Genomic DNA, 23,014 nt, shown 5'->3' with positions numbered 1-23,014 from the left:
CAAACTTGATGGAAGGAGTGGTGGCGGAGTGAAGACGCAGGAGCGGTCGTTCGACGATGACGAGCGGGCGATGGCCGATCTGGCCGAGGTCGTCGACTGGCGACCGATCTGGGGGCCGCCGGCCACCGGCATGGACGCGATCCGTGCCCTGGTCAACCGCGTCACGGACGCCACCGGCTGGATGCCCTGGGCGCCGGGGAACATCGATCCCGATCGGTACACCTGGGGCCTGGTCACCCAGCGCGAGACAGTGATGCTCGTGCTCCCGGACGCCGTACTGCCGGAGTCGCCGCGCAGCGGCTGGTCGGCGTACGAGATCGGTGCGTCGGAGCTGTCGCAGGCCGAGGAAGGCCTCGACGCGCACTGGCCGGCCCAGCTCGAGGTCGCCCGCCGCTACTGGGGCCCGCCGGTGTACGTCGGGCCCGGAGACGACCTGCGTATCCCACCGGAATGGCGCGGCCGCCGCCGGCACCTGGCCGTCTGGCTCCGCCCGGGAGCCGAGTTCCACCTGTATGCGTCCCAGCCGGGGCCGGAGGACAACGCGGCCGGCTTCGGATACTCCGTCTACGCGAGCGAGGTGGCCTGATGGCTGGCGATCAACTGGAAGCGGAAGACCTCCTTCAGCACCTCGTCGCCGCCTACCATCGCGTCAAGCGCCTCGGGAAGAACGTCTGGGACCGGCTGACGTCGTCGAAGCGACGCCGGATCGGGATCGAGGCGGGAGTCATCCGGGATCGCTGGGGCCCCGACCCGCACTCGAACGAAGGCGTGATCGATCGCACCCGCGAGTACGAGCGCAACGCCGAGCGAGCCCAGGCGCGCGTCCGGGAACTCGAGACGCGGAACGAGAACCTGCGCGGCCAGGTCGACCGGCTGCAGGAGGAGAACCGGGAAGCGGACGCGAACCTGAACAACGACCGGGACCGGGACGGGATCGACGATCGGGTCGAGGACCGGACCGATCGCGACCGGGACGGCCGCGACGACGCGACTGAGCGCCGGGACGACGCCGCCGAGGAGCGCGACGACGCGAACGACCGCGACGGCGACGGGGTGGACGACGCGGTCGAGAGCCGCGAGGAAGCCCGGGACGAGCAGGACGCGGAGAAGCGTAAGCAGCAACAGCGCGACAGCCAGAAGGACCGCGAGGACGGCATCGACCCGGCCACCGCCGCGACGGCTGTCGGAGCAGCGGCCGCGGCCGACGAGCTCACCGACGAGCAGAACGCCGACGACCGGCAGGACCTTGTGGCGGACCAAGAATCGGACGTCGACGCGGACCGCGCGGCAGATGATCCGTCGGCCGAGGCGGACAACGAGCGCCAGACGGAGCCTGCTGCTGAGCAGGAGGGTGTCAATCCGTATGTGGCTGAGGAGGGTGCGCTCGGCGACGACGAGCGTTTCCAGCAGGACAACCTCGATCAGGACGGTCAGCAGCAGGACCCCGCGCTCGACGCGGACGGTGAGCCGCGGGTAGACGCGGACAATGCGCTGGATGACTCGTCGGCCGAGGCGGACAACGAGCGCCAGACGGAGCCTGCTGCTGAGCAGGAGGGTGTCAATCCGTATATGGCTGAGGAGGGTGCTCTCGGCGACGACGAGCGTTTCCAGCAGGACAACCTCGATCAAGACGGCCAGCAGCAGGACTCGGCACTCGACGGGGACGAGTTGGACAGTTCAGGGCTGGACGAGTCGGAGCAGCACACCGACGTCAGCGCGGAACAGGACGGCGTCAACCCGTACGTCGCCGAGGAGACCGGGCAAGAGACTCGGGCGGACGCGGAGCAGGACGGGGTGAACCCGTACGTCGCTGAGGAGACCGGCGTCGACAACAACCTGGAGCAGGATGGCGACGATCTGGGACAGGAAGACCAGCAGGTCGACCCGCAACAGGTGGACTCACCGCAGCTCGATACGCAGCAGGTCGACGGCCAGCGGGTGGACGGTCAGCAGGTTGACCCGCAGCAGGTGAACGGTCAGCAGGTTGATCCGCAGCAGGTGCAGGGCCAAGGCGCCCAAGCCGAGCCACGCCCGGCCAGCCAAGCCCAGGGCTCGCAGTGGCGTCCGCCGGAGCAGGCCGCCGAGGACCCGGCGATCGCCGAGGCCAGGGGCCAGCAGAACGGCCGGTCGAGTGGTCCCGCTCGGGACCTCCCGCCGACCGAGAAGGCGCAGTTCGACAAAACCCGGACAGACCAGGAGCCCCTCACCTCCGTGAAGGCCGAGAGCGTCGACGCCAGCGTCAACGGACGCTCGGGCCGGGATCTGCAGCGCGCTCAGGAGGCCGGCCGGGGCACCGGCGGCCGCGGAAATGACGGCCGAGGCAACGACACCGGCCGCGAACGCTAACGACCCCAACACACCCCAACCGACCGGCGCCCGCCACCAGCGGGCGCCGGTCCGCGTTACCGCCCACCCGCACCCACCCACCCACCCACCCACCCGCCCGCCCGATCGCATTTGGTGGGTCGACCAGCGAAGTGCGGGGTTCTCCACCCTGGTTACAGGTCACAAACCCCCGATCTGGCTGGCTTACCCATCAAATGCGGACCACGGGGAGCGCGCGGGGCGGCGGTGAGTGGTGGGTCGCCCAGGTGCGGGGTGGTTAGTAGACGATTGCTTGGGTTGATTCGGTGAGGATTTCTTCGGTGAAGGTGGGGGCGCCGGCCAGGCGGGTGCCGGGGCGGAGGTTGGGTTCGGTGAGGTTGCGGCGTTTGGCGCACTGGGTGCAGACGGTGAGCTGACCGCCTTCGAGGACCGCGGTGACGAGGTCGGCGAGTGGGGCCGCGTGCGGGAGTTCGAAGGACTCGGCGCGCCCGGGGACGGCGAACCAGACTGCCTCGCCGGTCAGCCACAGCGAGACGGTGGCGCCGGCCGCGACGGCGGTGGCGGCGACGGTGAAGGCCTGGTTGGCGCGTTCGGGTTCCTCGGCGCCTGCGGTCAGTTTGATCACCAGCGTGCGGGACATGCCGCCAAGGTAGCCGGTCGCCGGGATCCGCGGCGTGCGGGATGTCACGTGGTGGCGGCGGAAGGCCGCCGTACCGATCCTCTAGACTGACCAACGTGCTGCACGTCGTCTTCACCACGCTGCTGGTCCTGGTCTGTGTCTTCATGGGCTGGTTCTCGGCGTTCGTCGTCTACCGGCTGTATCGCGGCCGTAGTGCGAACTGAGTGACCCCATGGCGTTCGAGATCCCGCAGAACCTGCACCCGGACCTGATGCCGCTCGCGTGGCTGCTCGGTCGCTGGGAGGGTCGCGGGCACGGTGACTACCCGACGATCGAGAAGTTCGAGTTCGGGCAGCAGATCGACTTCACCCACAACGGCAAGCCGTACCTGCACTACGTCAGCCAGACGTTCGTGGTCGGCGCGGACGGCACCAAGGAGCGTCCGCTCGCCGTCGAGACCGGATTCTGGCGCCCGCAGCCGGACAACAAGGTCGAGGTGATCCTCGCCCACCCGACCGGCTTCGCCGAGATCTGGTACGGCGACATCGACGGCGCCAAGGTCGAGCTCCAGACCGACGTGGTGGCCCGCACCGTCTCGGCGAAGGAAGTCACCGCAGGCCACCGCCTCTACGGCCTCGTCAACGGCGAACTCCTCTGGGCCTACGACATGGCCGCCGAGGGCCAGCCCCTCCAGCCGCACCTCTGGGCGACCCTCGTCCGTTCCTGACACGTTACGTCCGAAGAACTGCACAGACGTCTCGCCACTTCTTCGGACGTTAACTCTCCGACACCCAGGAGTATTCGACTTTCGGGCGGCCGCTGCGGCCGTCGTAGCGTTGGGTTCGGAGGGCCTGGCCTTGGTCGGCGAGGTGTTCCAGGTAGCGGCGGGCGGTGATTCGCGAGGTGCCGAGCGAGGTCGCCACCTCCTCCGCGGTCCAGCCCTCGCGGTTCGCGAGAAGCTGTACGACGCGGTCGAGCACACCCCCGGCGAGGCCTTTCGGCACCGACGAAACGGTTGCCGGATGCAACAGCCGGTCCACCTCGTCCTGATCGGCCACGACTTCACCCAGGGCCGCAGCCCGGCGCTGGCGGGCGTACGCCGACAGCCGGTCGCGTAAGGTCTCGAACGCGAACGGCTTCAGTACGTACTGCACGACCCCGATCCGCGCGGCCGCCTGCACCGCCGCGACCTCGCGCGCCGACGTCACCGCGACCACGTCCGTTTGGTTGCCCAGGGCCCGCATTCGGCGGACGACGTCCAGTCCGTGGCCGTCCGGCAGGTTCATGTCGAGCAGTACGACGTCGACGTTGCCGCGCGCAAGCACCTGCAGCGCGCGCCCCGCCGTACCGGCGATTCCGGCGCAGGTGAAGCCGGGCAGGCGTTCGACGTACGTGCGGTGGGCTTCGGCGGCGACGGGATCGTCCTCGACGACGAGTACGCGGAGGTCAGGCACTCGTACCCACCGCCCGCGGCAGCCGCACGCGCACGGTCAGCGCCGGCACTTCGTCCAGCTCGGAATCCGGATCGACCATCAACGAACCCTGCCACCGCTCGACCGTGCTCCGCACCAGCATGAGCCCGAGCCCGTGGCCCGGTTCGGCCTTCGTCGTCCACCCGCGCTCGAACATGTGCGCCAACTCCACCGACCCCAATTCGGCACCCGTGTTGGTGACGACAAGATCCACCGCGTCCGCGGTCGTCGCCGCGCGGAACTCGACCTTCCGCGGTGCCGGACCGCCACGCGCGGCCTCGATCGCGTTGTCCAGCAGGTTCCCGACGACGGTCACCACGTCCTGCGCCGGCAGCCGGGTGCTTAGCGTCTCGTGCCCGAGATCGAGCGTCAGTACGACGCCCCGCTCCTGGGCCTGTGACAACTTCGCGAGCAACAGCGACGCCAGCACCGGATCGCCGACCGTGCCGACAACCCGATCCGTCATCGCTTGTGCGAACTGCAGTTCCGACACCGCGAACTCCCGTGCCCGTTCCGGTTTCCCGATCTCGATCAGGCTGACCACGGTGTGCAGCCGATTCGACGCCTCATGATTCTGTGCCTGCAGCGATTCCGCCAAACTCCGTACGGCGTCCAGTTCGCCGAGCAGCCGTTGCAACTGGGTGTGATCCCGCAGCGTGACGATCCGCCCGCGCCCGGACGGCTGCTGGTTCACGACCACGACACCGCGTGCGCCGAGGTGCAGCTCGTCGTACGCCGTCCGCCCGGTCGCGAGGAGTTCGGCGAGCGGAGCGCCGAGGTGAAGCTCCTCCAGCGGCGTACCTGGAGCAACGGAGTTCAGTCCGAGCAGGGTCAGCGCCTCGTCGTTCGCGAGCTGGACCCGGCCGTCGAGGTCAAGCAGGAGCAGCCCTTCGCGGGCCGCGTGCAGGACGCCCTCGTAGAAGTCGAGCATCCGCGCCAGCGACTGGGTCCCGACGCCGCGGGTGGCCCGGCGGACCCGCCAGGTGACGAGCGCGTTGCCGGCGATCGCGACCCCGAGCATCAGGCTGGCGATGCCGAGCATCGAGCGCAGGTCCAGCCGGGCCAGCTCCCACCAGCTCGGCGCGGCGATCCCGCTCGCGGCCTGGTCCCGGAGCGCCTGGGCGCGGGAGCGGCTGACCATCACGATCCAGACCATCGCGATGAGTACTGTGACCGTGACGGTCTGCAACCAGAGAACCTGGCGGCGCAGCTCCCACGGCCGATGCAACATGCCGAACAGTCTGCACTGAATGTGCGCGGCGAACGATATGAACGAAATGCGCGCTTCTCCTGTGCGTCACGTCACAGTTACCCCCAATACCCCTCCGCCAGGCCGATACAGGGAGTCCCGACCATGTCGAGCCCGACCGAACCCCGCCCGACTCCGGTGCGCAACGACCGGACCCATTTCCTCTACATCGCCGTCATCGTCGCCGTCCTGCTCGGCATCGGTGTCGGGTTCCTGTTCCCCGACTTCGCGACCGAGCTGAAACCGATCGGCACCGGCTTCGTGAACCTGATCAAGATGCTGATCAGCCCGATCATCTTCTGCACGCTGGTGCTCGGCATCGGCTCCGTCCGGCAGGCCGCCAGCGTCGGCAAGGTCGGCGGTCTCGCGCTCGTCTACTTCCTGGTGATGTCGACGGTCGCGCTCGCCATCGGCCTGCTGGTCGGCAACATCGTGCAGCCCGGCTCGGGCCTGAACCTGACCGACAAGCTCCGTGAGGCCGGCCAGAAACAGGCCGCCGGAGCCCACACGAGTACGACGGACTTCATCCTCGGCATCATCCCGAAGTCGTTGCTCTCATCGCTCACCGAGGGCCAGGTCCTGCAGACTGTGCTGGTCGCGCTGCTCGTCGGCTTCGCGCTGCAGGCGATGGGCTCGAAGGGGCAGCCGATCCTGGTCGGCATCGGCCACATCCAGCGGCTGGTGTTCAAGATCCTGTCGATGATCATGTGGACGGCGCCGATCGGTGCGTTCGGCGCCATCGCGGCGGTCGTCGGCGCGGCCGGTTCGACCGCGCTGGTCAGCCTGCTGAAGATCATGCTCGCCTTCTACCTGACCTGCCTGCTGTTCGTGATCGTTGTCCTGGGCACCATTCTGCGGATGGTCACCGGGATCTCGATCTTCCAGCTGCTCCGCTATCTCGGTCGCGAGTTCCTGCTGATCGTGTCCAGCTCGTCGTCGGAGACCGCCCTGCCCCGGCTGATCGGCAAGATGGAGCATCTCGGCGTCGACAAGTCCGTGGTCGGGATCACCGTCCCGACCGGGTACTCGTTCAACCTCGACGGTACGGCGATCTACCTGACGATGGCGTCGCTGTTCATCGCGGAGGCGATGGACACGCCGTTCTCGCTCGGTCAGCAGATCTCGCTGCTGCTGTTCATGATCGTCGCCTCGAAGGGCGCGGCCGGTGTCACCGGCGCGGGCCTGGCGACCTTGGCCGGCGGTCTGCAGTCGCACCGGCCGGAGCTGGTCGACGGCGTCGGTCTGATCGTCGGTATCGACCGGTTCATGTCCGAGGCCCGGGCGCTGACGAACTTCGCCGGCAACGCGGTCGCGACGGTCCTGGTCGGCCACTGGGTCGGCGAGTTCGACAAGAACCAGGCCGAGCAGGTCTTCGCCGGCAACGACCCGTTCGACGAGGTCGCCTTCGCCGCCGGCGACACCCACGGCGGCGACGCCCCGGCCGCGGTCGAAGCCCGCCCCGCCGACCACTAGCCCCCTCCCCGCAACCCTCCAGCTCAGGGGTCAACCCCCGAGCTGGAGGGTTGCCCCCTCAGATTCCGAGGGGGCAACCCTCCAACTGAGGGGGCAACCTAGAGGGGTCAGCGGCCGTCCAGTAGTTCGATGACGGGGGCGAAGTCCTCGAGGTAGCCGGCGTTGACGCTGATGTAGCTGGCGCCGATGTCGTCGCGGCGGCGGAGGAGTTCGTCGGCCATCTCCCGCGGCGTACCGCGCAGCAGCATCAGCGAGTCCATCGCTTCGAGCTGGTCGGGGTCGACGCCGGAAGCGCGTTTGGTCCACGGCGGCAGCGGGCGGGTGCCGGCCGCGAGCAGGTTCATCGCCAGCTCGATGTCGTCGGCACGGGAGCCGGCCAGCTGAAGCAACTCGCGCGCGACAGCCGCAACCTCCGAGCGAGGAGTGGTCGCGTCCTTGGCCAGCGAGACGATGTCGGCCCGCTCGGCCGCCAGCGCGAGGGCCTTCGGTCCGCCGGCCGCCAGCATGATCGGCGTACGGCGTTCACCGTCGAGCTCGCGCAGCAGGTCGAGGGTCTCGATGACCTGCTCCCGGCGCTCCCGGGCCGTTCCCCACTTCAGGCCGACCTCGGCCGTCTGCTGCTCCGCGACCGGACGTCCGGTGCCGATGCCGAACTCGAACCGCCCTTCGGTGAGCACGGTCAGGGTGTGCGCTTCCCACGCGGCCTGCCGCGGCGTCCGCAGCGGCGCGGCCGCGACGAAGGTGCCGACCCGGATGTCGGCGACCGCGGCCGCCATCGCCAGCGAGGAGAACGGCGCGGGGAGCTGCAGCCCGTCCGGCATCAGCACGGTCGCGAACCCGAGATCCGCCGCCTGCCGGACCGTCTTCATCCACTCGTCGCCGGTCCTCGGACTTCCCGCCACACCGAACCGGAACTGCCTCGCGTTCATCGCCCTGCTCCCTTCGTCGTTTGATGTCTCCAGACTCGCAACCGGCGAGGTCTGTCCACATCCCACGAGGGGAGGCGTTCGCCGTACGCCGACCGACGTACTCTGGTGACATGTCACGTATGCGCAGCCCCCTGCTGGACCGGCCCGGTGCGGTCGAGGCCGACGGACCCGATGCCGGTGTCGCGGCGCACTACGGCTCGGATCTGCGCGAGCAGCGGGCCCTGGTCGCGGGTACGGCGTTCGTCGATCTGTCGCACCGTGACGTGGTCACGATCACCGGCCCGGACCGGTTGACCTGGCTGCACGCGCTGACCACGCAGTACTTCGAAGGCCTCAAACCCGGTACGTCGACGACCGCGCTGCTGCTGTCTCCGACCGGGCATGTCGAGCACGTGATGTACGGCGTCGACGACGGCGAGACGTTCTGGCTGCACACGGAGCCGGGCGCCGCGGCGGCGTTGGTGGAGTGGCTGCAGAAGATGGTGTTCATGTCCCGCGTCGAGATCGCGGACGTGACCGACGACTACGCGATCATCTGGCGCCCTGGAACTGCCGAAGGTGAGTATCTGAGCCGTAGCGGCGAGGATTCGCTGGGCGGGCACGAGGTGTTCCTGCCGCGGGCGGAGCTGGCTGGGCTGGACGGCCCCGCGGCCGGGATCTGGGCGTACGAGGCGCTCCGGATCGAGGCCGGTGCGCCGCGGTTCGGGCTCGACACGGACGAGCGCGCCATCCCGAACGAGCTCGGCTGGCTCGGTGTCGGCGTACACCTGAACAAGGGCTGCTACCGCGGCCAGGAGACCGTCGCGCGGGTCCACAACCTCGGCCGCCCGCCGCGCCGGATCGTTCGCCTGCTGCTCGACGGCTCCGTCGACCACCTGCCGGCGCACGGGTATGCCGTCAAGGCCGGTGACAAGCAGATCGGGTTCATCGGGTCCGCCGCCCGCCACCACGAGCTCGGTCCTATCGCTCTCGCCTTGGTCAAGCGCAACGTCGACCCCGCCGCCGTCCTCGAGATCGTTGCCGAGGATCAGCCCACGGTGACCGCCACGCAGGAACTCCTGGTCGACCCCGAGGCCGGCCTGCACGTCCGCGCCCGGCTCTAAGCGCGTTAAGCGGGAGAGCGGAGCCGGCGGCCGGGTGCCGGAAGGCTCGTCCGGCTGGCCAGGCCCAGGGTGCCGAGGAAGCGCTCGAGGCTGAAGGCCGCCATGCCGAGCGCAACCGGGTTGCCCGGAACACCGGAAGCCTCGACGCTGAGGTTCAGCCGGGAACCCGGCAGGACGTGATCGGGCAGCTCGGATCGGACCGCGGGGATCAGCCAGTCGCCCAGGGCTTCGGTCGTCCAGCCGGTGAGCGTGATCTGCGGGATGTTCAGCAGGTTCACCAGGTCGCCGAGTGACGCCGCGAGGTAGTGAGCGGTACGTCGGGCGAGCTCGGCCAGCGCGGTGTCGTCACGCGTCAGCCCGTCGGCGACGGCGTCCACGAACCCGCGTTGCTGCGGCTCCTGCAGCGCGGGATGGTCCGGCGCGATCTCGGTCAACGTGGCCTGCAGTCCTTCCACCCCCAGGTACGCCTCCACGCACCCGAGCCGGCCGCACCGGCACGGCCGGCCGTCGAGCTGGAGCAGGGTGTGCCCCCACTCGCCGGCGTTGTTCGCCTCGCCGCGCAGCAGGGACCGGTTGATCACGATCCCGGCGCCGACCCCGGTGCCGAGATTGATCACGGCCATGCTCTTCGCCGTCCGGCCGACACCGAACCACAGCTCCGACAGCGCGACGGCCTTCAGCGGGTTGTCGACGTACACCGGCAGGCCGAGGCGCTCCTCGAGCAGGGCCTCGATCCTGACGTCGTGCCAGTCCCAGTTCGGCGCGAACACCGAGACGCCGGCGTCCGGCCGCACCTGGCCCGGCATACTCACGCCGGCCCCGATGATCCGGTCGCGCGTGGTGCCGCTGGCCGAGACCGCGGCGTCGATGGCGCGGACGATGCCGTCGACGACGTACGCCTCGCCGTTCTGGTGCTCGTCGAGCGCGACCTGGCTCTGGCCGAGGGGCTCGAGACGTACGTCGTACACGGTCGCGTCGACGTACGTCTCGGCCACGTCGATGCCCAGGATGCGGCCGCGGTCGGGGTCGATGGTGAGCCGCTCGTACGGGCGGCCGACCGTGTTCTGCTCGACCGTCGCGATCCGCAGGACGCCCTCCGCCAGGAACTGCGTGACGAGGGTCGCGACCGTCGCCGTACTCAGGCCGGTGTGTCTGGCGATCTCCTGCCGGGTCGACGGGCCCAGCGTGAACAGCGCGTGCAGCACCTCGAACCGGCTCTCGTTGCGCAGATCCCGAGACGTCTGCCGCGGCACGGTCTCCCCCTAGGTAGTCTCGATCCCGATCGTACGAAGCTCCGGTGTGGCCGGACCGGCGACGCCCTGGACCAGCAGCGTCAGTCCGGACCAGCCCGGCGGAATCCACAGTACGTCCGGATCGCCGCCGGAGAACGCCGGCCGGTCTCCGAGCCAGACGCGTCCGAGACACTCCCCGGAGGCCCAACCGGTGATCCGGACCTGAGCGCCGTCCGGCCGGATCAGCAGACCATTCTCCAACGTTGGAAGCTCCACGTCGAGCCAGGCCTCCGCGCCGGGCGCCAGGGTGAGCGGGAGCTCGATCGTGGTCCCGGACTCGCGGCGGCCTGCGAACGCGGTGAGCAGTTCGTCGTCCTGGACGGCGCAGGTCCAGTCCAGGATCGGGCTGAGCGTGAGCAACTCCGCCCGCAGACCGCCGCCGGTCGGATGGTGGGCGACCGTCACCGAGAGTTGCTTGGTCCCCGCGGGCAGCATCACCCACGGGTTCTCGGTGTGGACGATGACCGGCTCCCCGTCGTCGACCGTCACGACGATGGGCTCGCGGACGCCGTCGAGATGCAGAGCGGCCGGTGTGTCCGTTGTGATCGGGCGCGTGTAGGTGATCGGCGTACCGATGCGGGTGCTGCTCCAGCCGGTGAGGCTGCGTAGCGGCGCCGGGTCGCCGGCCCAATGACCGTCGACTGTCCAGAGTGCGGAGAGGTCGTGCGTCTCGACGACGTTCCACACCGAGCCGAGGCCGCGGAGGGCGCCGAGTCGCAGGGACGGCAGTCGAGTGTCGTCGAAGTTCGCGTGGCCCCAGATCTCGACGGTCGCCCGGAGCTCGCCGGTGAGCTCGCGGACAGCGATGCGCTCGGTCGCGCCGAATCCTGCCAGCGTGTGGACGCGGCCGCCGATCGACAGGTCGACGATGTCGGCCGCGCCGACGACCAGCAGTTCGTCGGTCAGTTCGGTGGTGGCCGTGTACGTGCCCCGTCCGCGGTAGACACCGAGGGACTCCAGCGTCGGGGCGAGCTCATGGGTGCCCGCGGGCGTCGAGGGTGCCACCGACGTACGTCGCCGTACGGTCCCGTGCTGTACGTCGGTGGTCTCCGGGGTGTCGACCTCCGGTGGTGGCTCCACGGTGACCACGACACCTTCGACCGTCCGCGACGAGCCGACCGGGACCTCCTCCGTGGTGTTGCCGATGGCAACGGTGACCGGCACGGACGAGCAGAACAACAGTCCCTGCCGTGAGTCCATCAGGTCGGCCGACGCCAGCCGGAGCGTGGTCTCGCCGAGCGGCAGATCGAGCAACATCAACGGGCATGAGTCCGCGGCGACCGCGACCGGGATCCCGGCGACGATCGCCTGTCCGTCCTCGCTGCCCAGGTTCGGTACGGCGACCAGTCGCCCGCCGCCGTCCAGTTCGAGCACCGAGTGCGACGAGCTGGTCGGGAAGTCGGTGACCACCTCGATCGACTCGCCCGGAGTCGCCGACGCGAGCCGCGGTCCGAGCGCCGCCAGTACCCACGCCAGCACCTGCGCCTCGGCGTACTCGGGCCGTTCCACTCCCGTCGACGACACGTAGCCACCGAAGTCGTACCCGTGGCTCATGAGGTTCCCGGGCCGTCCCCAGTTGCCGCTCGACGGGGTGTAGCCGAAGTTCCATCCGGAGGACTGCAGGTACGGCGCGAGCAGCGAGGCCCCACTCGCCAGCATCCGCCGCAACGTCCGGTGCCGCCGGTTCGTCTCCGTGATGAGCAGCGGCAGCCCGCGCTCCGCGAGCAGGTGCGCGTACCGCCGTACCTCCTCTTCGACGAACGGCGAATCGTCGTTCGGATAGAAGTTGCACGCCGGTACGACGCCCTCGACGTTGCCCGTGGCGCCGAAGAGATCGCCCTGCCCGGAACACGCGATCAGCGGTACGACGATGCCGTGGGCAACCGCCTGGTCGCGCAACGACGAGATGTAGCCGTGCCGGTCGGCGCAGTCGAAGAAGTCCAACTCGTTCTCGAGCTGAACCATGATCACCGCACCGCCCGCACCCTGCTGACGGGCGGCCAGGATCGGCAGTACCTGGTCGAACCAGGCGGTCACCTGCGCGAGGTACTGCGGCTCGTTCTGGCGGACGCCCAGCGCCGGGTCGAGCCCGAGCCAGGCCGGCAGCGCACCGCCGTCCCACTCCGAGCAGATGTACGGCCCCGGTCTGGCGATCACGTGCAGACCCAGCTCGAACGCGAGGTCCAGGAACGCGGCGACGTCCCGACGGCCCTCGAACGACCACTGGCCGGGGGAGACCTCGTGGAAGTTCCACGGCAGGTACACGTCGACACAGGTGTACCCGGACCGGCGAACCTGCTCGAGCCGCTCCCGCCACTGCTCGCGTGGCAACCGGAAGTAGAACAGCGACGCGCACAACACCACCCGCGCGTCACCGTCGATCCGGATCCCTCGCGCGTCCACTTCGACTGTCACTTGACCCCCGCGCTTCCGCCGCTGATGTCCATTTCGTACAGGTATCGCTGTCCCAGGTAGTACACCAGGATCATCGGCAGGGTGAGCAGGATCGATCCCACCATCACCAGGTTCCAGGGTGGCGCCTGCAGCGCGGCCGACGTACTGGTGATGTACTGCACGCCGAGCGCGAGCGGCATCTTGGACTCGTCGTTCAGGTAGATCAACGGGCCCATGAAGTCGCCCCAGGTGGCGGTCAGCGTGAAGATGCCGATCGCGATCAGCACCGGGGCGAGCATCGGCAGCATGATCCGGCGGTAGATCCCGAAGAAGCCGAGGCCGTCCACCATCGCGGCCTCGTCGATCTCGCTCGGCAGCCGGGACACGAACTGCCGCACCAGGAACACGTTGAAGGCGTTCGAGAAGAAGTTCGGCACGATCAGCGGCAGGTAGGTGTTCACCCAGCCGAGTTCCTTGAACAGGATGAACTGCGGGATCATCGTGATCTGCGCCGGGATCATCATGGTCGCGAGCACGATGATGAACAGCGCGTTCTTGCCCGGCGCGCGCAACCGTGCGAACGCGTACCCGACCAGGCCGCTGGACAGCACCTGGCCGATCACCGCGCCGGCCGAGATGATCATCGAGTTGAGCAGGAACCGCTGCATCGGCAGGTCCGTGCCGAAGACCCGGGTGAAGTTGTCCCAGTGGAACTCGCGCGGCAGGATCGTGAACGTGTTCGCGTTGACCGTCTGGTCACTCGACAGGGCGATCGACACCACGAACACCAGCGGCACACAGAGCACCGCGGACACCACGATCAGCGTCGCGTACGTGAACGGCGACGCCCGGAACACGCCGACCACGCGTTCCTTGCTCGTACTGCGTTCCCGGGCCGGAGTCGCTGTGGAGAGTGCGGTTGCCATCACTTCACCTCGGTCTCGTAGAACACCCAGCGCCGGGCGGTGCGGAAGGCCAGCAGGGTGAACACCAGGATCACCGCGAACAACAGCCACGAGATCGCCGAGGCGTACCCCATGTGGTAGAAGTTGAACGCCTCGTCGAACAGCATCGGCACCATCATCTGGCTGGCGTTGTTCGGGCCGCCCTTGGTCAGGATGTAGACCTGGGAGAACACCTGGAACGCGCCGATCAGCCCCATGATCAGGTTGAAGAAGATGATCGGGGTGAGCTGCGGGACGGTGATGCTCCAGAACTGCCGGATCGCCGACGCGCCGTCCACCTCGGCCGCCTCGTAGAGCTCCCGGGGAATGCCCTTCATTGCCGCGAGCAACAGTACGGTCGCGCCGCCGGCACCCCAGACCGACAGCAGGATCAGCGCCGGCTTCACCCACACCGCCTCCAGCAGCCACGACGGACCGGGGAGGTGGAAGATCCCCAGTACGTCGTTCAGCGGCCCGGACGGCGCCAGCACCATCTTGAAGATCATCGCGGTGGCCACCAGCGGGACCAGCGTCGGCAGGTAGATCAGCGTGCGGAACACCTTGCGGGCGCGAACCTGCTTGTTCAGCAGGTTCGCGAGCCACAAGCCGATCACCAGCCCGAGCGGGACCGAGATCGCCGCGTAGTAGAACGTGTTCCACAACGCCTTCCAGAACACCGGGTCGTCGGTGAGCAGCCGGGTGTAGTTCTGCAGCCCGACCCACTTCGGCGGCGTGAACGAGTCCCAGTCGGTCAGCGAGATGTAGACCGACGCGATCATCGGCCCGAGCAGAAAGACGACGAACCCGATGATCCAGGGCGAGGCGAACAGGTAGAACCAGAGCGCCTCGCGCCGGCGCAGTCTCGACATCAGGCCGGCTTGACGATCGTCTCGAGCCGCTTCTGGATCGCGGTCAGCGCGGTCCGCGCGTCCTGCTTGCCGAGCCAGAAGTCGGCCAGCCCGTCGTCGAACGCCTTCTGCATCTCGTTCCACTGCGGGATGAACGGCGCCCGGTACACGAAGCCGCTCGACTCACCGAAGACGTTCATGTTCACCGGCTTCGTCATCCAGGCCGGCTTCAGGAACGCCTCGCTCTTCTGCACCTCGATGTTGGCCGGCACGTCCTGATCGGTGGCGATGATCTGCTGCTGCGCCTCGGGCGAGGTGAGGAAGTCGATCGCCTTCAGCGCGGCGGCGGGGTTCTTCGCCGTCCGGGAGACGGCCAGGCCGCTGCCGAACGCCGTCACCGCCTGCTGCTTGCCCTTCCACAGCGGCGCGACGTCCCAGTCGATCTTGCTCTTGGTCAGACCGCTGATACCCCAGAAGCCGGTGGTGTTGATCGCGACCTTGCCGTTCGCGAACGCCGCGTCACCGCCGACGTCGGCGCCCATGTCGGCGTACTGCTTCTGGGTCGGTACGACGCCGTGCTTGAAGATCAGGTCACCGGCCCACTGCAGCGCCTCGATCACCTCGTCGGTGGCGACCGCGGGCTTGCCGCTGTCGTCGATGATCTTGCCGCCGTTCTGGTACACGAAGCTCCACCACTGGGCCCACCAGCCCGAGCCCGCGTAGCCCCACTGCTTGCCCGGGACGGTCAGCTCCTTGAACGCCGCCAGCGCGTCGTCCCAGGTCCAGTCCGCACTCGGCGCCTCGATGCCCTTCGCCGCGAACAGCGTCTTGTTGTAGAACACGATCATGGCGCCGGAACGGTCCGGGATCGCGTAGACCTTGTCCTGGTACGAGTACAGCTTGCCGATCGAGCCGAACCGCTTCTCCAGGTCGATCCCGGCCTTGCTCGCCAGTTCGTCGAGCGGCTGGATCTGGTTCTTGCTGGAGTAGACGTTGACGCTCTCGGCCACCTGCATGATGTCCGGGCCCTTGCCGCCGGCGATCATCGTCTGGACCTTCTGCGCGTAGCCGTCGTTCGGGATCAGCTGCAGGGTCACCTTCAGTTCGGGGAACTTCTTGACCAGCAGGTCGATCCGCTTCTGGTACGCCGTCTTGTCGGACTCGCCGCCCCACACCGTCATCACCAGGTTGGCGGCGGTGGCGTTCCCGTCCGACGAAGCCTTGTCGTTGTCCGATCCGCAGGCCGTCAACGTGATGACGCCGGCGGCGAGTCCCATCCCGAGAAATCCACGGCGTGAAAGCCGCGAGCTGTCCATCGTCATCGTGCTGACCCTCCTGCGTGTTGAACCCTGGGGGTTTCTGTTCGTCCCTGAGGGATTTGGGTGGCGGTTAAACTAACCATTGGAATAACCATTGACAAGACCTGGTCTCCCGAGAGTCCAAACCGTGACCGGCCATGCGGCCGGAGAGCCGGGTCACAGGGCCTCGGATTCATTCGCAACTGTGGGTTTTGCACCTGTACAGTTCAGCCGTGACCGAACCTGTGATCCTGGCCGACGTGGTCCGCAGCGACTTCGTCGAAGGCCACCACCGCGGCTCCGTCGTCGTGACCGACCCCGACGGCACCGTCGCCTGGTCCGCCGGCATCGTGGACCAGCCGATGTTCCCGCGCTCGTCCAACAAACCCATGCAATCCCTCGGCATGCTCCGCAACGGCCTCCCCCTGACCGGCAACCTCCTCGCCCTGTCAGGCGCCTCCCACTCAGGCGAACAGTTCCACCTGGCCGGCGTCCGCGAGATCCTGGCCGGCGTCGGTCTGGACGAGACGGCGTTGCGTACGCCGGCGTCGTACCCCTACGACGAGCAGAGCCGGGACGAGTGGGTCCGATCAGGTCACACGCAGGAGCAGATCACGATGAACTGCTCCGGCAAGCACGCCGCCATGATCGCGACGTGCGTACACAACGGTTGGCCGATCCACGATCCGGCCAGGGAGAAGAGTCCGGACGGCGTCTGGGGGCGTGACGACTACCGCTCGCCGGACCATCCGTTGCAGCAGGCGATTCGCGTGGCGATCGAAGACTCCGCCGGCGAGAAGGTCGCGCACGTCGCGGTCGACGGCTGTGGAGCACCACTACTGGCGATCAGCCTTGCCGGCCTCGCACGCTCCTTCGGCCTCTTCGCAGCCGCCGCGGCAGACACCGATGAGGGCCGCATCGCGACCGCCTTCCGGGAGTACCCCGAGTATGCCAGTGGGAGTAGGCGCGACGAGGCCGCGCTGATGCGCGCCGTGCCCGGCCTGCTGTGCAAGATCGGCGCCGAAGGCGTGTACGCCGTCGGACTCGCAGACGGCCGCGGCATCGCAGTCAAGATCGAGGACGGCGCATCCAGAGCATCATCAGTGGTGATCGCAGCCGCCATACGTCGGCTTGGCCTAGAGCACGAGGCGATCGAGCAGCAGGCCACCTTCCCGCTGTACGGCGGGGGCATCCGAGTCGGCGAAGTTCGCCCCAACTCGACCGTCTTCAGCTAGGTGTTCCAGGCCCCGGGGTGAGCGACCAGACTTGGGGAGGATCGTGTGCCGAATCGGGCAGAAGATCCTCCCCAACCCGCTTCGCCGCTCCGGTTGTCGTCCGGCTGATGGTTCCGGCCTTCTTTCCGGAAGGAAGTTTGCACTCAGCGGCAGTTAAGTTCCGGAAAGCTCGTCCGCGGGACGCTCGCTCCGACGTATGAACTTTTGTACGTGCTGAGCCCTCTGCGTTTCTAAGGTGAAGGGCATGGACGAGGCGATCGTGATCGGGGCCGGGATCGGCGGGCTGGCAGCGGCTGCCGCGTTGGGGCGCAGCGGCTGGCGGGTCCGGGTCCTGGAGAGCGCGCCGGAATTGGGGGAGGTTGGCGCGGGACTGGTGGTGACCGTCAACGGACAACGCGCGGCCGCAGAGCTCGGGGCACTGGAGCGGATCCGGCAGAGCGGGTACGGCGTACGCGCGGCCGGCACCAGGCGGTGGGACGGGAAATGGTTGCTCAAGGCACCTGATGCCGACGATACCGGGATGATCGGGATTCACCGGCGCCGGCTGCATCGGGCGCTGGTCGAGGCGCAGGACGCCGATCTGGTGACGGATGCCCGGGTCAGCCAGGTCGAACCCGGGGCGGTGGGTGGTGAGCGGGCCCGGGTGACCTGGGAGTCCGCGGACGGGACACACAGTGCGCGAGCCGACCTCGTCGTCGGAGCGGACGGGATCCGAAGCGTCACGCGCAACAGCCTGTTCTCCAGCGAATTGAAGTACAGCGGCTTCAGTTGCTGGCGGGCCGCGATGTCGGACACCACGGTCGACGACCGGTTCGCGATGACGTGGGGGCCGAACGCCGAGTTCGGAGCGCTGCGGATCAGCGCCGACGAGGTCTATTGGTACGGGTACGTCGCGATGCCGAGCGGCCGGCTGATCGACGACGAGGTGCGGGCGGTCCGTGAGTACTTCGCCGCGTGGGCTCCTGACGTACGGGCGTTGATCGCGGCGACGGACGAGGTGATCCGGCACGACGTGTGGGTGCTGGACCGGCCGCTGCCGCGGTACACGATCGGGCGGACGGTGCTGATCGGGGACGCGGCGCATCCGATGCTGCCGACGCTCGGGCAGGGCGCGAACTCGGCGCTCGAGGACGCGGTGACGCTCGGGCTGGTGATCCCGGCCGGCCGCGAGCTGGCGATTGGGCTGCGCGAGTACGAGTCGCAGCGGTACCGACGTACGCAGCGGATCGTCAATCGGTCGGCGTGGATGGGGCGGACCGGGGCGGAGGTCGGCGCACGCGGGCAGTGGCTGCGGAACGAGATGCTCCGCATCACCCCGCCGCGGGCCGCACTCAGGAACGGCACGCGAATCTTCGACTGGACGCCACCTGGGTCATTTGGCACGCAGACGGCTGACCGCGGGTGACAGGACGGGCAGTGGCGCGGTCGGAGCGGGCAGGTCGTAGCCGGCGTACAGGCGGGTGCGGATTGCCTCCAGGGGGAAGGTCTCGCGGTAGATCGCGAGTTTGACGGTCACCCCCTCCAAGGTTGCTCTGAGCAACATTTCCTCGACGGCCGGGTCGGCGGCGCCGCGGGCCGCGAACACGTCGCGGATCGCGTCCTCGACCAGCGACAGTCGTGCGGACTTGGCCTGCTCGACGCGGGCGAACACGTCGTGGGTGGTCGGCTGCATCATCAGCGTGATCGCGAGCCGCTGGATCGGGAGCGTGGTCGCGGCCGCCATCAGGGCGCCGTCGATGATGCCGGCCAAACGTTCATCAGGAGTTCCCTGGATGGACAGCAGACCGGAGATGCCGTCCAGCCAGCGGTCCAGGAGCTCGGCGGCCAGTTGTTCCTTGGTGGCGAAGTAGTACGAGACCAGGCCGCGGGAGACGCCGGCCGCGGCGGTGATGTCGGAGATCGACGCCGCCTCGTACCCCTTGGCGGCGAAGGTCTCGAGCGCCGCGGCCAGGATGCGTTCGCGGGAGCGCTCCCGCAGTTCCTGGTTGACGGTCGCCGATCGCGGCACTGGTTCCCTTCCGGAGGAAGTCCGAAGGCGCCGTTGGTCGAAGCCTGAAGCGCCGGGCAACCCCCCATCCTCGTGCCCGGCGCCTCGGGCTGACCCCCCGTGGTTTCGGCCCCTCCCCAGGCGCCGTCTATAGACTGGACGTCCAGTCAACAAACGTCAAGGACCTTCCCGTTTTCTGGACACGAGCGGTGACGGGTAGAATGAGAGGGCTGCGCCCTGTGTCGAGTGGCACGTGAAACCAGCCGTAGCCGCCTACACACCCTCTGATGACTGGAGCGCTCCTTCATGCCTGTCCGTAACGACCTGCGCAACGTCGCGATCGTGGCCCACGTCGACCACGGGAAGACCACCCTCGTCGACGCGATGCTGTGGCAGTCCGGCGCCTTCGGAGCCCATCAGCACGTGGACGAGCGGGCCATGGACTCCGGCGACCTGGAACGTGAGAAGGGCATCACGATCCTCGCCAAGAACACCGCCGTACGGCACAAGATGGCCAACGGCGAGCAGATGACGATCAACATCATCGACACCCCCGGGCACGCCGACTTCGGCGGCGAGGTCGAGCGCGGCCTGTCGATGGTGGACGCGATCGTGCTGCTGGTGGACGCCTCCGAGGGCCCGCTGCCGCAGACGCGGTTCGTGCTCCGTAAGGCGCTGGCCCGGCAGATGCCGGTGATCTTGGTGGTGAACAAGGTCGACCGTCCGGACGCCCGGATCTCCGAGGTCGTCGACGAGACGTACGAGCTGTTCCTCGACCTGCTCGACCACGACGCGGACCAGTCCGCGCTGGACTTCCCGGTCGTCTACGCCTCGGCCCGGGCCGGCCGCGCCTCGCTGAACCAGCCCGCCGACGGCGGGATGCCGGATTCCGAGGACCTCGAGCCGCTGTTCGAGACGATCCTGAACAACGTGCCCGCCCCGGAGTACACCGAGGACGCGCCGCTGCAGGCCCACGTCACGAACCTCGACGCCTCGCCGTTCCTCGGCCGGCTCGCGCTGGTCCGCGTCCACGAAGGCACCCTGAAGAAGGGCTCGCAGGTCGCGTGGTGCCGCCACGACGGCTCGATCCAGAAGGTCAAGATCACCGAACTGCTGGTCACCGAGGCGCTCGAGCGCGTCCCCGGCGACTCGGCCGGCCCGGGTGACATCGTCGCGATCGCGGGCATTCCGGAGATCATGATCGGCGACACCCTGACCGACCCGGACAACCCCAAGCCGCTGCCGCTGATCACCGTGGACGAGCCGGCCATCTCGATGACGATCGGTACCAACACGTCGCCGCTGGCCGGCCGGACCAAGGGCACCAAGGTGACCGCGCGGCTGGTCAAGGACCGGCTCGACCGCGAGTTGGTCGGCAACGTGTCGCTGAAGGTGCTCCCGACCGAGCGCCCGGACGCCTGGGAGGTGCAGGGCCGTGGTGAGCTGGCGCTGGCCATCCTGGTCGAGCAGATGCGCCGCGAGGGCTACGAGCTGACCGTCGGCAAGCCGCAGGTGGTCACCCGCGAGATCGACGGCAAGCGGCACGAGCCGGTCGAGCGGCTGACGATCGACTGCCCGGAGGAGTACCTCGGCACGGTCACCCAGTTGCTCGCGGTCCGCAAGGGCCGGATGGAGCAGATGACCAACCACGGCACCGGCTGGGTCCGGATGGAGTTCCTGGTCCCGGCCCGCGGGCTGATCGGGTTCCGTACCGAGTTCCTCACCGACACCCGCGGTACCGGTATCGCGCACCACGTCTTCGAGGGGTACGAGCCGTGGTTCGGCGAGCTGCGTACGCGCCCGTCCGGTTCGCTCGTGTCCGACCGGGCCGGCGCGGCCACGTCGTACGCGATGATCAACCTGCAGGAGCGCGGCACCATGTTCGTGGAGCCGGCCACCGAGGTGTACGAGGGCATGATCGTCGGCGAGAACTCGCGCTCCGACGACATGGACGTCAACATCACCAAGGAAAAGAAGATGACGAACGTCCGCTCGAACGCGGACGAGTTCGAGAAGCTGGTGCCGGCCCGCAAGCTGTCGCTCGAGCAGTCGCTGGAGTTCTGCCGCGAGGACGAGTGCGTGGAGGTGACGCCGGACGCGATCCGGATGCGCAAGGTCGCCCTCACCCAGATCGAGCGCGCCAAGCTCGGCCGCAAGTCGAAGAGCTGATGGTCGAAGAGCTGATGATCGACCGCGCGGTGGTAGACGGACTCTTCCCGGCGGATCTCCCGGAGCCGGGGCACTGGGAAGAGCGGTATCCGGCACGGGACCTGCCGGAGGGTGCGAAGGTCACGCGGATCGGCCCGTCGCCGACCGGTTTCATCCACATCGGCGGTATCTACGTCGGGATGATCGACCGGGACGTCGCGACGGACTCCGGCGGCGTGTACGTGGTACGGATCGAGGACACCGACCAGGCGCGTGAGGTCGAGGGGGCGCTGGAGCAGTTCGACCGCGCCTTCGAGTACTTCCACATCAGCTCCGACGAGGACCGCAACCGCGGTTCGTACGGGCCGTACGTGCAGTCCGAGCGCGAGCAGATCTACCTCACCTACGTGCGGCACCTGCTCCGGCAGGGCAAGGCGTACCTGTGCTTCGCGACGAAGGACGAGCTCGCCGACATCACCGCCCGCCAGCAGGCCTCGAAGGTCCCCACCGGGTACTACGGCAAGTGGGCGATCTGGCGCGACGCGGACCCCGCCGACGTCGCCGCCAAGCTGGCCGAGGGAACGCCGTACGTCGTGCGTTTCCGGGCACCTGAGGGCGAGACGCGGACCAGCTTCGTGGACGCGATCCGCGACCGGCTCGAGCACGAGGCGAACCGCAACGACGCGGTGATCCTGAAGTCTTCGGACCAGTCGCCGCGGCTCCCGACGTACCACTTCGCGCATGCGGTCGACGACCATCTGATGCGGGTGAACCTGGTGATCCGCGGCGACGAGTGGATCTCGTCGGTGCCGTTGCACCAGCAGCTGTTCGCGGCGCTCGAGTTCGAGCCGATCACGTACGCGCACATCGCGCCGCTGATGAAGCAGATCCCGGGCGGCAAGCGGAAGCTCTCGAAGCGCAAGGATCCTGAAGCCGGCGTCGACTTCTACATCGGTGCGGGCTACCCGGCCGACGCGGTCCTGTACTACCTGCGCGGCCTGGCGAACGGCCGGCTCGCGGAGGTGCCGCTGGCCGAGGCGCTGGCGACGCCGATCGACCTGAGCCTGTGCGGTGTCGCCGGCCCGCTGGTCGACCTGGTGAAGCTCGAGGACCTCAGCGCCGACCACATCGCGACGCTGAGTGGGCAGCAGATCCTCGACGCGGTGCGTGCCTGGGCCGTGGAGTACGACGCTGACCTCGTTCCCGTGCTCGACAACGAGAAGGACCTCGCGCTGCGGGCGCTCGCGGTCGAGCGCGACGGTGTCGAGAACCCCCGCAAGGACCTGCGCAAGTGGTCGGACTTCCGGCCGGCGTACGGGTTCTTCTTCACCGAGCTGTTCGTTCCGGTGGACGGACCGGCGGACGAGCGGCTGGTTCCGCTCGGTGTCGCGCCGGAGGTCGTCACCGCGTTCGCCGCGGACCTGGTGGCTCAGTACGAGCATCTCGACGACCCGCAGGAGTGGTTCGACCAGATCCGCGCGCTCGCCGGCAAGCACCGGTTCGCGCCGAACGCCAAGGAATACAAGAAGAATCCGGACGCGTACGTCGGTTCGATCCGGGAGGCCTCGCAGCTGGTCCGCGTCGCGATCACCGGCGCCACCCGCAGCCCCGACCTGCACGCGACCGCGCAGGCCCTGGGCGCGTCCGAAGTACTGCGCCGGCTGCGTGCACTGACCTCCTAGGGCACGAACTGGACAC

The 23,014-nt window shown here is 68.5% G+C and carries 19 protein-coding genes; 9 read left to right on the top strand and 10 right to left on the bottom strand.

All coding sequences use genetic code 11. The features are described from left to right. The first annotated feature begins 28 nt into the window (after positions 1 to 28). Entirely contained in the window at positions 29 to 586 is a 558-nt protein-coding gene (locus tag E0H50_RS30870) for a hypothetical protein (RefSeq protein ID WP_238151419.1), read from the top strand. After that, positions 586 to 2,346 (top strand): coiled-coil domain-containing protein, encoded by a 1,761-nt coding sequence (locus E0H50_RS30865; protein WP_131294179.1) that lies wholly within the window; start codon positions 586 to 588, stop codon positions 2,344 to 2,346. Before E0H50_RS30870 ends, E0H50_RS30865 begins: the two co-directional genes overlap by 1 nt. Before the next feature lie 256 nt (positions 2,347 to 2,602). On the opposite strand, the gene E0H50_RS30860 is transcribed toward E0H50_RS30865, so the two are convergent. Then, positions 2,603 to 2,965, bottom strand: coding sequence for a DsrE family protein (locus E0H50_RS30860; RefSeq protein ID WP_131294177.1), 363 nt, complete (start codon positions 2,963 to 2,965; stop codon positions 2,603 to 2,605). Positions 2,966 to 3,176: 211 nt separating this feature from the next. On the opposite strand from E0H50_RS30860, the gene E0H50_RS30855 reads away from it, so the two are divergent. Beyond that, a complete protein-coding gene (locus E0H50_RS30855) occupies positions 3,177 to 3,671 on the top strand; it encodes a heme-binding beta-barrel domain-containing protein (RefSeq protein ID WP_131294175.1) in 495 nt (164 codons plus the stop codon). A 49-nt stretch (positions 3,672 to 3,720) separates the two neighbouring features. Here E0H50_RS30855 and E0H50_RS30850 read toward each other — a convergent pair whose 3' ends face one another. Together E0H50_RS30850 and E0H50_RS30845 are read right to left on the bottom strand one after the other, a co-directional pair. Continuing rightward, positions 3,721 to 4,398, bottom strand: coding sequence for a response regulator (locus E0H50_RS30850; protein ID WP_131294173.1), 678 nt, complete (start codon positions 4,396 to 4,398; stop codon positions 3,721 to 3,723). Then, complete coding sequence (locus E0H50_RS30845; RefSeq protein ID WP_131294171.1) at positions 4,391 to 5,647, bottom strand: sensor histidine kinase; 1,257 nt, start codon at positions 5,645 to 5,647, stop codon at positions 4,391 to 4,393. The genes E0H50_RS30850 and E0H50_RS30845 overlap by 8 nt, the downstream gene beginning before the upstream one ends. Positions 5,648 to 5,770: 123 nt before the next feature. Here E0H50_RS30845 and E0H50_RS30840 point away from each other — a divergent pair, with 123 nt between their 5' ends. Continuing rightward, on the top strand, positions 5,771 to 7,138 hold the full coding sequence (locus tag E0H50_RS30840) for a cation:dicarboxylate symporter family transporter (RefSeq protein WP_131294169.1): 1,368 nt from the start codon (positions 5,771 to 5,773) through the stop codon (positions 7,136 to 7,138). A 107-nt stretch (positions 7,139 to 7,245) separates the two neighbouring features. Here E0H50_RS30840 and E0H50_RS30835 read toward each other — a convergent pair whose 3' ends face one another. Next, entirely contained in the window at positions 7,246 to 8,067 is an 822-nt protein-coding gene (locus E0H50_RS30835) for an LLM class flavin-dependent oxidoreductase (RefSeq protein WP_131294167.1), read from the bottom strand. Positions 8,068 to 8,177: 110 nt separating this feature from the next. Here E0H50_RS30835 and ygfZ point away from each other — a divergent pair, with 110 nt between their 5' ends. Next, positions 8,178 to 9,170, top strand: a complete 993-nt coding sequence (ygfZ, locus tag E0H50_RS30830; protein WP_131294165.1) for a CAF17-like 4Fe-4S cluster assembly/insertion protein YgfZ — start codon at positions 8,178 to 8,180, stop codon at positions 9,168 to 9,170. Positions 9,171 to 9,175: 5 nt separating this feature from the next. Here the strand turns inward: ygfZ and E0H50_RS30825 are convergent, their stop codons facing one another. Genes E0H50_RS30825 through E0H50_RS30805 form a run of 5 tightly spaced genes read right to left on the bottom strand, consistent with a single transcriptional unit; the run spans position 9,176 to position 15,970 of the window. Next, positions 9,176 to 10,423: an ROK family transcriptional regulator gene (locus tag E0H50_RS30825; RefSeq protein ID WP_131294163.1), complete on the bottom strand. Its 1,248-nt coding sequence runs from the start codon at positions 10,421 to 10,423 to the stop codon at positions 9,176 to 9,178. Between the two features lie 9 nt (positions 10,424 to 10,432). Then, entirely contained in the window at positions 10,433 to 12,877 is a 2,445-nt protein-coding gene (locus E0H50_RS30820) for a beta-galactosidase (protein WP_202868399.1), read from the bottom strand. Next, on the bottom strand, positions 12,874 to 13,782 hold the full coding sequence (locus E0H50_RS43565; RefSeq protein WP_131294159.1) for a carbohydrate ABC transporter permease: 909 nt from the start codon (positions 13,780 to 13,782) through the stop codon (positions 12,874 to 12,876). The genes E0H50_RS30820 and E0H50_RS43565 overlap by 4 nt, the downstream gene beginning before the upstream one ends. Beyond that, entirely contained in the window at positions 13,782 to 14,669 is an 888-nt protein-coding gene (locus E0H50_RS30810) for a carbohydrate ABC transporter permease (protein ID WP_131294157.1), read from the bottom strand. The genes E0H50_RS43565 and E0H50_RS30810 overlap by 1 nt, the downstream gene beginning before the upstream one ends. Further along, positions 14,669 to 15,970, bottom strand: a complete 1,302-nt coding sequence (locus E0H50_RS30805) for an ABC transporter substrate-binding protein (protein ID WP_131294155.1) — start codon at positions 15,968 to 15,970, stop codon at positions 14,669 to 14,671. The genes E0H50_RS30810 and E0H50_RS30805 overlap by 1 nt, the downstream gene beginning before the upstream one ends. Before the next feature lie 209 nt (positions 15,971 to 16,179). Here E0H50_RS30805 and E0H50_RS30800 point away from each other — a divergent pair, with 209 nt between their 5' ends. Both E0H50_RS30800 and E0H50_RS30795 read left to right on the top strand, forming a co-directional pair. Further along, a complete protein-coding gene (locus E0H50_RS30800) occupies positions 16,180 to 17,181 on the top strand; it encodes an asparaginase (RefSeq protein ID WP_238151417.1) in 1,002 nt (333 codons plus the stop codon). 244 nt (positions 17,182 to 17,425) lie between these two features. Then, entirely contained in the window at positions 17,426 to 18,586 is a 1,161-nt protein-coding gene (locus E0H50_RS30795) for an FAD-dependent monooxygenase (RefSeq protein WP_131294151.1), read from the top strand. Here E0H50_RS30795 and E0H50_RS30790 read toward each other — a convergent pair. Further along, a complete protein-coding gene (locus tag E0H50_RS30790) occupies positions 18,554 to 19,189 on the bottom strand; it encodes a TetR/AcrR family transcriptional regulator (protein ID WP_131294149.1) in 636 nt (211 codons plus the stop codon). The two genes, E0H50_RS30795 and E0H50_RS30790, sit on opposite strands and share 33 nt — an antisense overlap. A gap of 285 nt (positions 19,190 to 19,474) precedes the next feature. Here E0H50_RS30790 and typA point away from each other — a divergent pair, with 285 nt between their 5' ends. Continuing rightward, positions 19,475 to 21,337 (top strand): translational GTPase TypA, encoded by a 1,863-nt coding sequence (typA, locus tag E0H50_RS30785; RefSeq protein WP_131294147.1) that lies wholly within the window; start codon positions 19,475 to 19,477, stop codon positions 21,335 to 21,337. Next, the gene (locus E0H50_RS30780; protein ID WP_238151415.1) at positions 21,337 to 22,998 is read left to right on the top strand and encodes a glutamate--tRNA ligase; all 1,662 of its coding nucleotides are present in this window, start codon (positions 21,337 to 21,339) and stop codon (positions 22,996 to 22,998) included. Before typA ends, E0H50_RS30780 begins: the two co-directional genes overlap by 1 nt. Positions 22,999 to 23,014 lie beyond the last annotated feature (16 nt).

This window comes from Kribbella sindirgiensis, assembly GCF_004331435.1.
GTDB lineage: Bacteria > Actinomycetota > Actinomycetes > Propionibacteriales > Kribbellaceae > Kribbella > Kribbella sindirgiensis.
The sequence above is the reverse complement of the archived record's forward strand: the minus strand, read 5'-3'. Positions and strand labels throughout refer to the sequence as shown.

Bases quoted from the DNA above. Each gene is read 5' to 3' on its own strand.
- E0H50_RS30865 (WP_131294179.1), top strand. From the start codon at position 586: ATGGCTGGCGATCAACTGGAAGCGGAAGACCTCCTTCAGCACCTCGTC.
- E0H50_RS30860 (WP_131294177.1), bottom strand. From the start codon at position 2,965: ATGTCCCGCACGCTGGTGATCAAACTGACCGCAGGCGCCGAGGAACCC.
- E0H50_RS30855 (WP_131294175.1), top strand. From the start codon at position 3,177: ATGGCGTTCGAGATCCCGCAGAACCTGCACCCGGACCTGATGCCGCTC.
- E0H50_RS30845 (WP_131294171.1), bottom strand. From the start codon at position 5,647: ATGTTGCATCGGCCGTGGGAGCTGCGCCGCCAGGTTCTCTGGTTGCAG.
- E0H50_RS30840 (WP_131294169.1), top strand. From the start codon at position 5,771: ATGTCGAGCCCGACCGAACCCCGCCCGACTCCGGTGCGCAACGACCGG.
- E0H50_RS30835 (WP_131294167.1), bottom strand. From the start codon at position 8,067: ATGAACGCGAGGCAGTTCCGGTTCGGTGTGGCGGGAAGTCCGAGGACC.
- ygfZ (WP_131294165.1), top strand. From the start codon at position 8,178: ATGTCACGTATGCGCAGCCCCCTGCTGGACCGGCCCGGTGCGGTCGAG.
- E0H50_RS43565 (WP_131294159.1), bottom strand. From the start codon at position 13,782: ATGGCAACCGCACTCTCCACAGCGACTCCGGCCCGGGAACGCAGTACG.
- E0H50_RS30810 (WP_131294157.1), bottom strand. From the start codon at position 14,669: ATGTCGAGACTGCGCCGGCGCGAGGCGCTCTGGTTCTACCTGTTCGCC.
- E0H50_RS30805 (WP_131294155.1), bottom strand. From the start codon at position 15,970: ATGACGATGGACAGCTCGCGGCTTTCACGCCGTGGATTTCTCGGGATG.
- E0H50_RS30795 (WP_131294151.1), top strand. From the start codon at position 17,426: ATGGACGAGGCGATCGTGATCGGGGCCGGGATCGGCGGGCTGGCAGCG.
- typA (WP_131294147.1), top strand. From the start codon at position 19,475: ATGCCTGTCCGTAACGACCTGCGCAACGTCGCGATCGTGGCCCACGTC.
- E0H50_RS30780 (WP_238151415.1), top strand. From the start codon at position 21,337: ATGGTCGAAGAGCTGATGATCGACCGCGCGGTGGTAGACGGACTCTTC.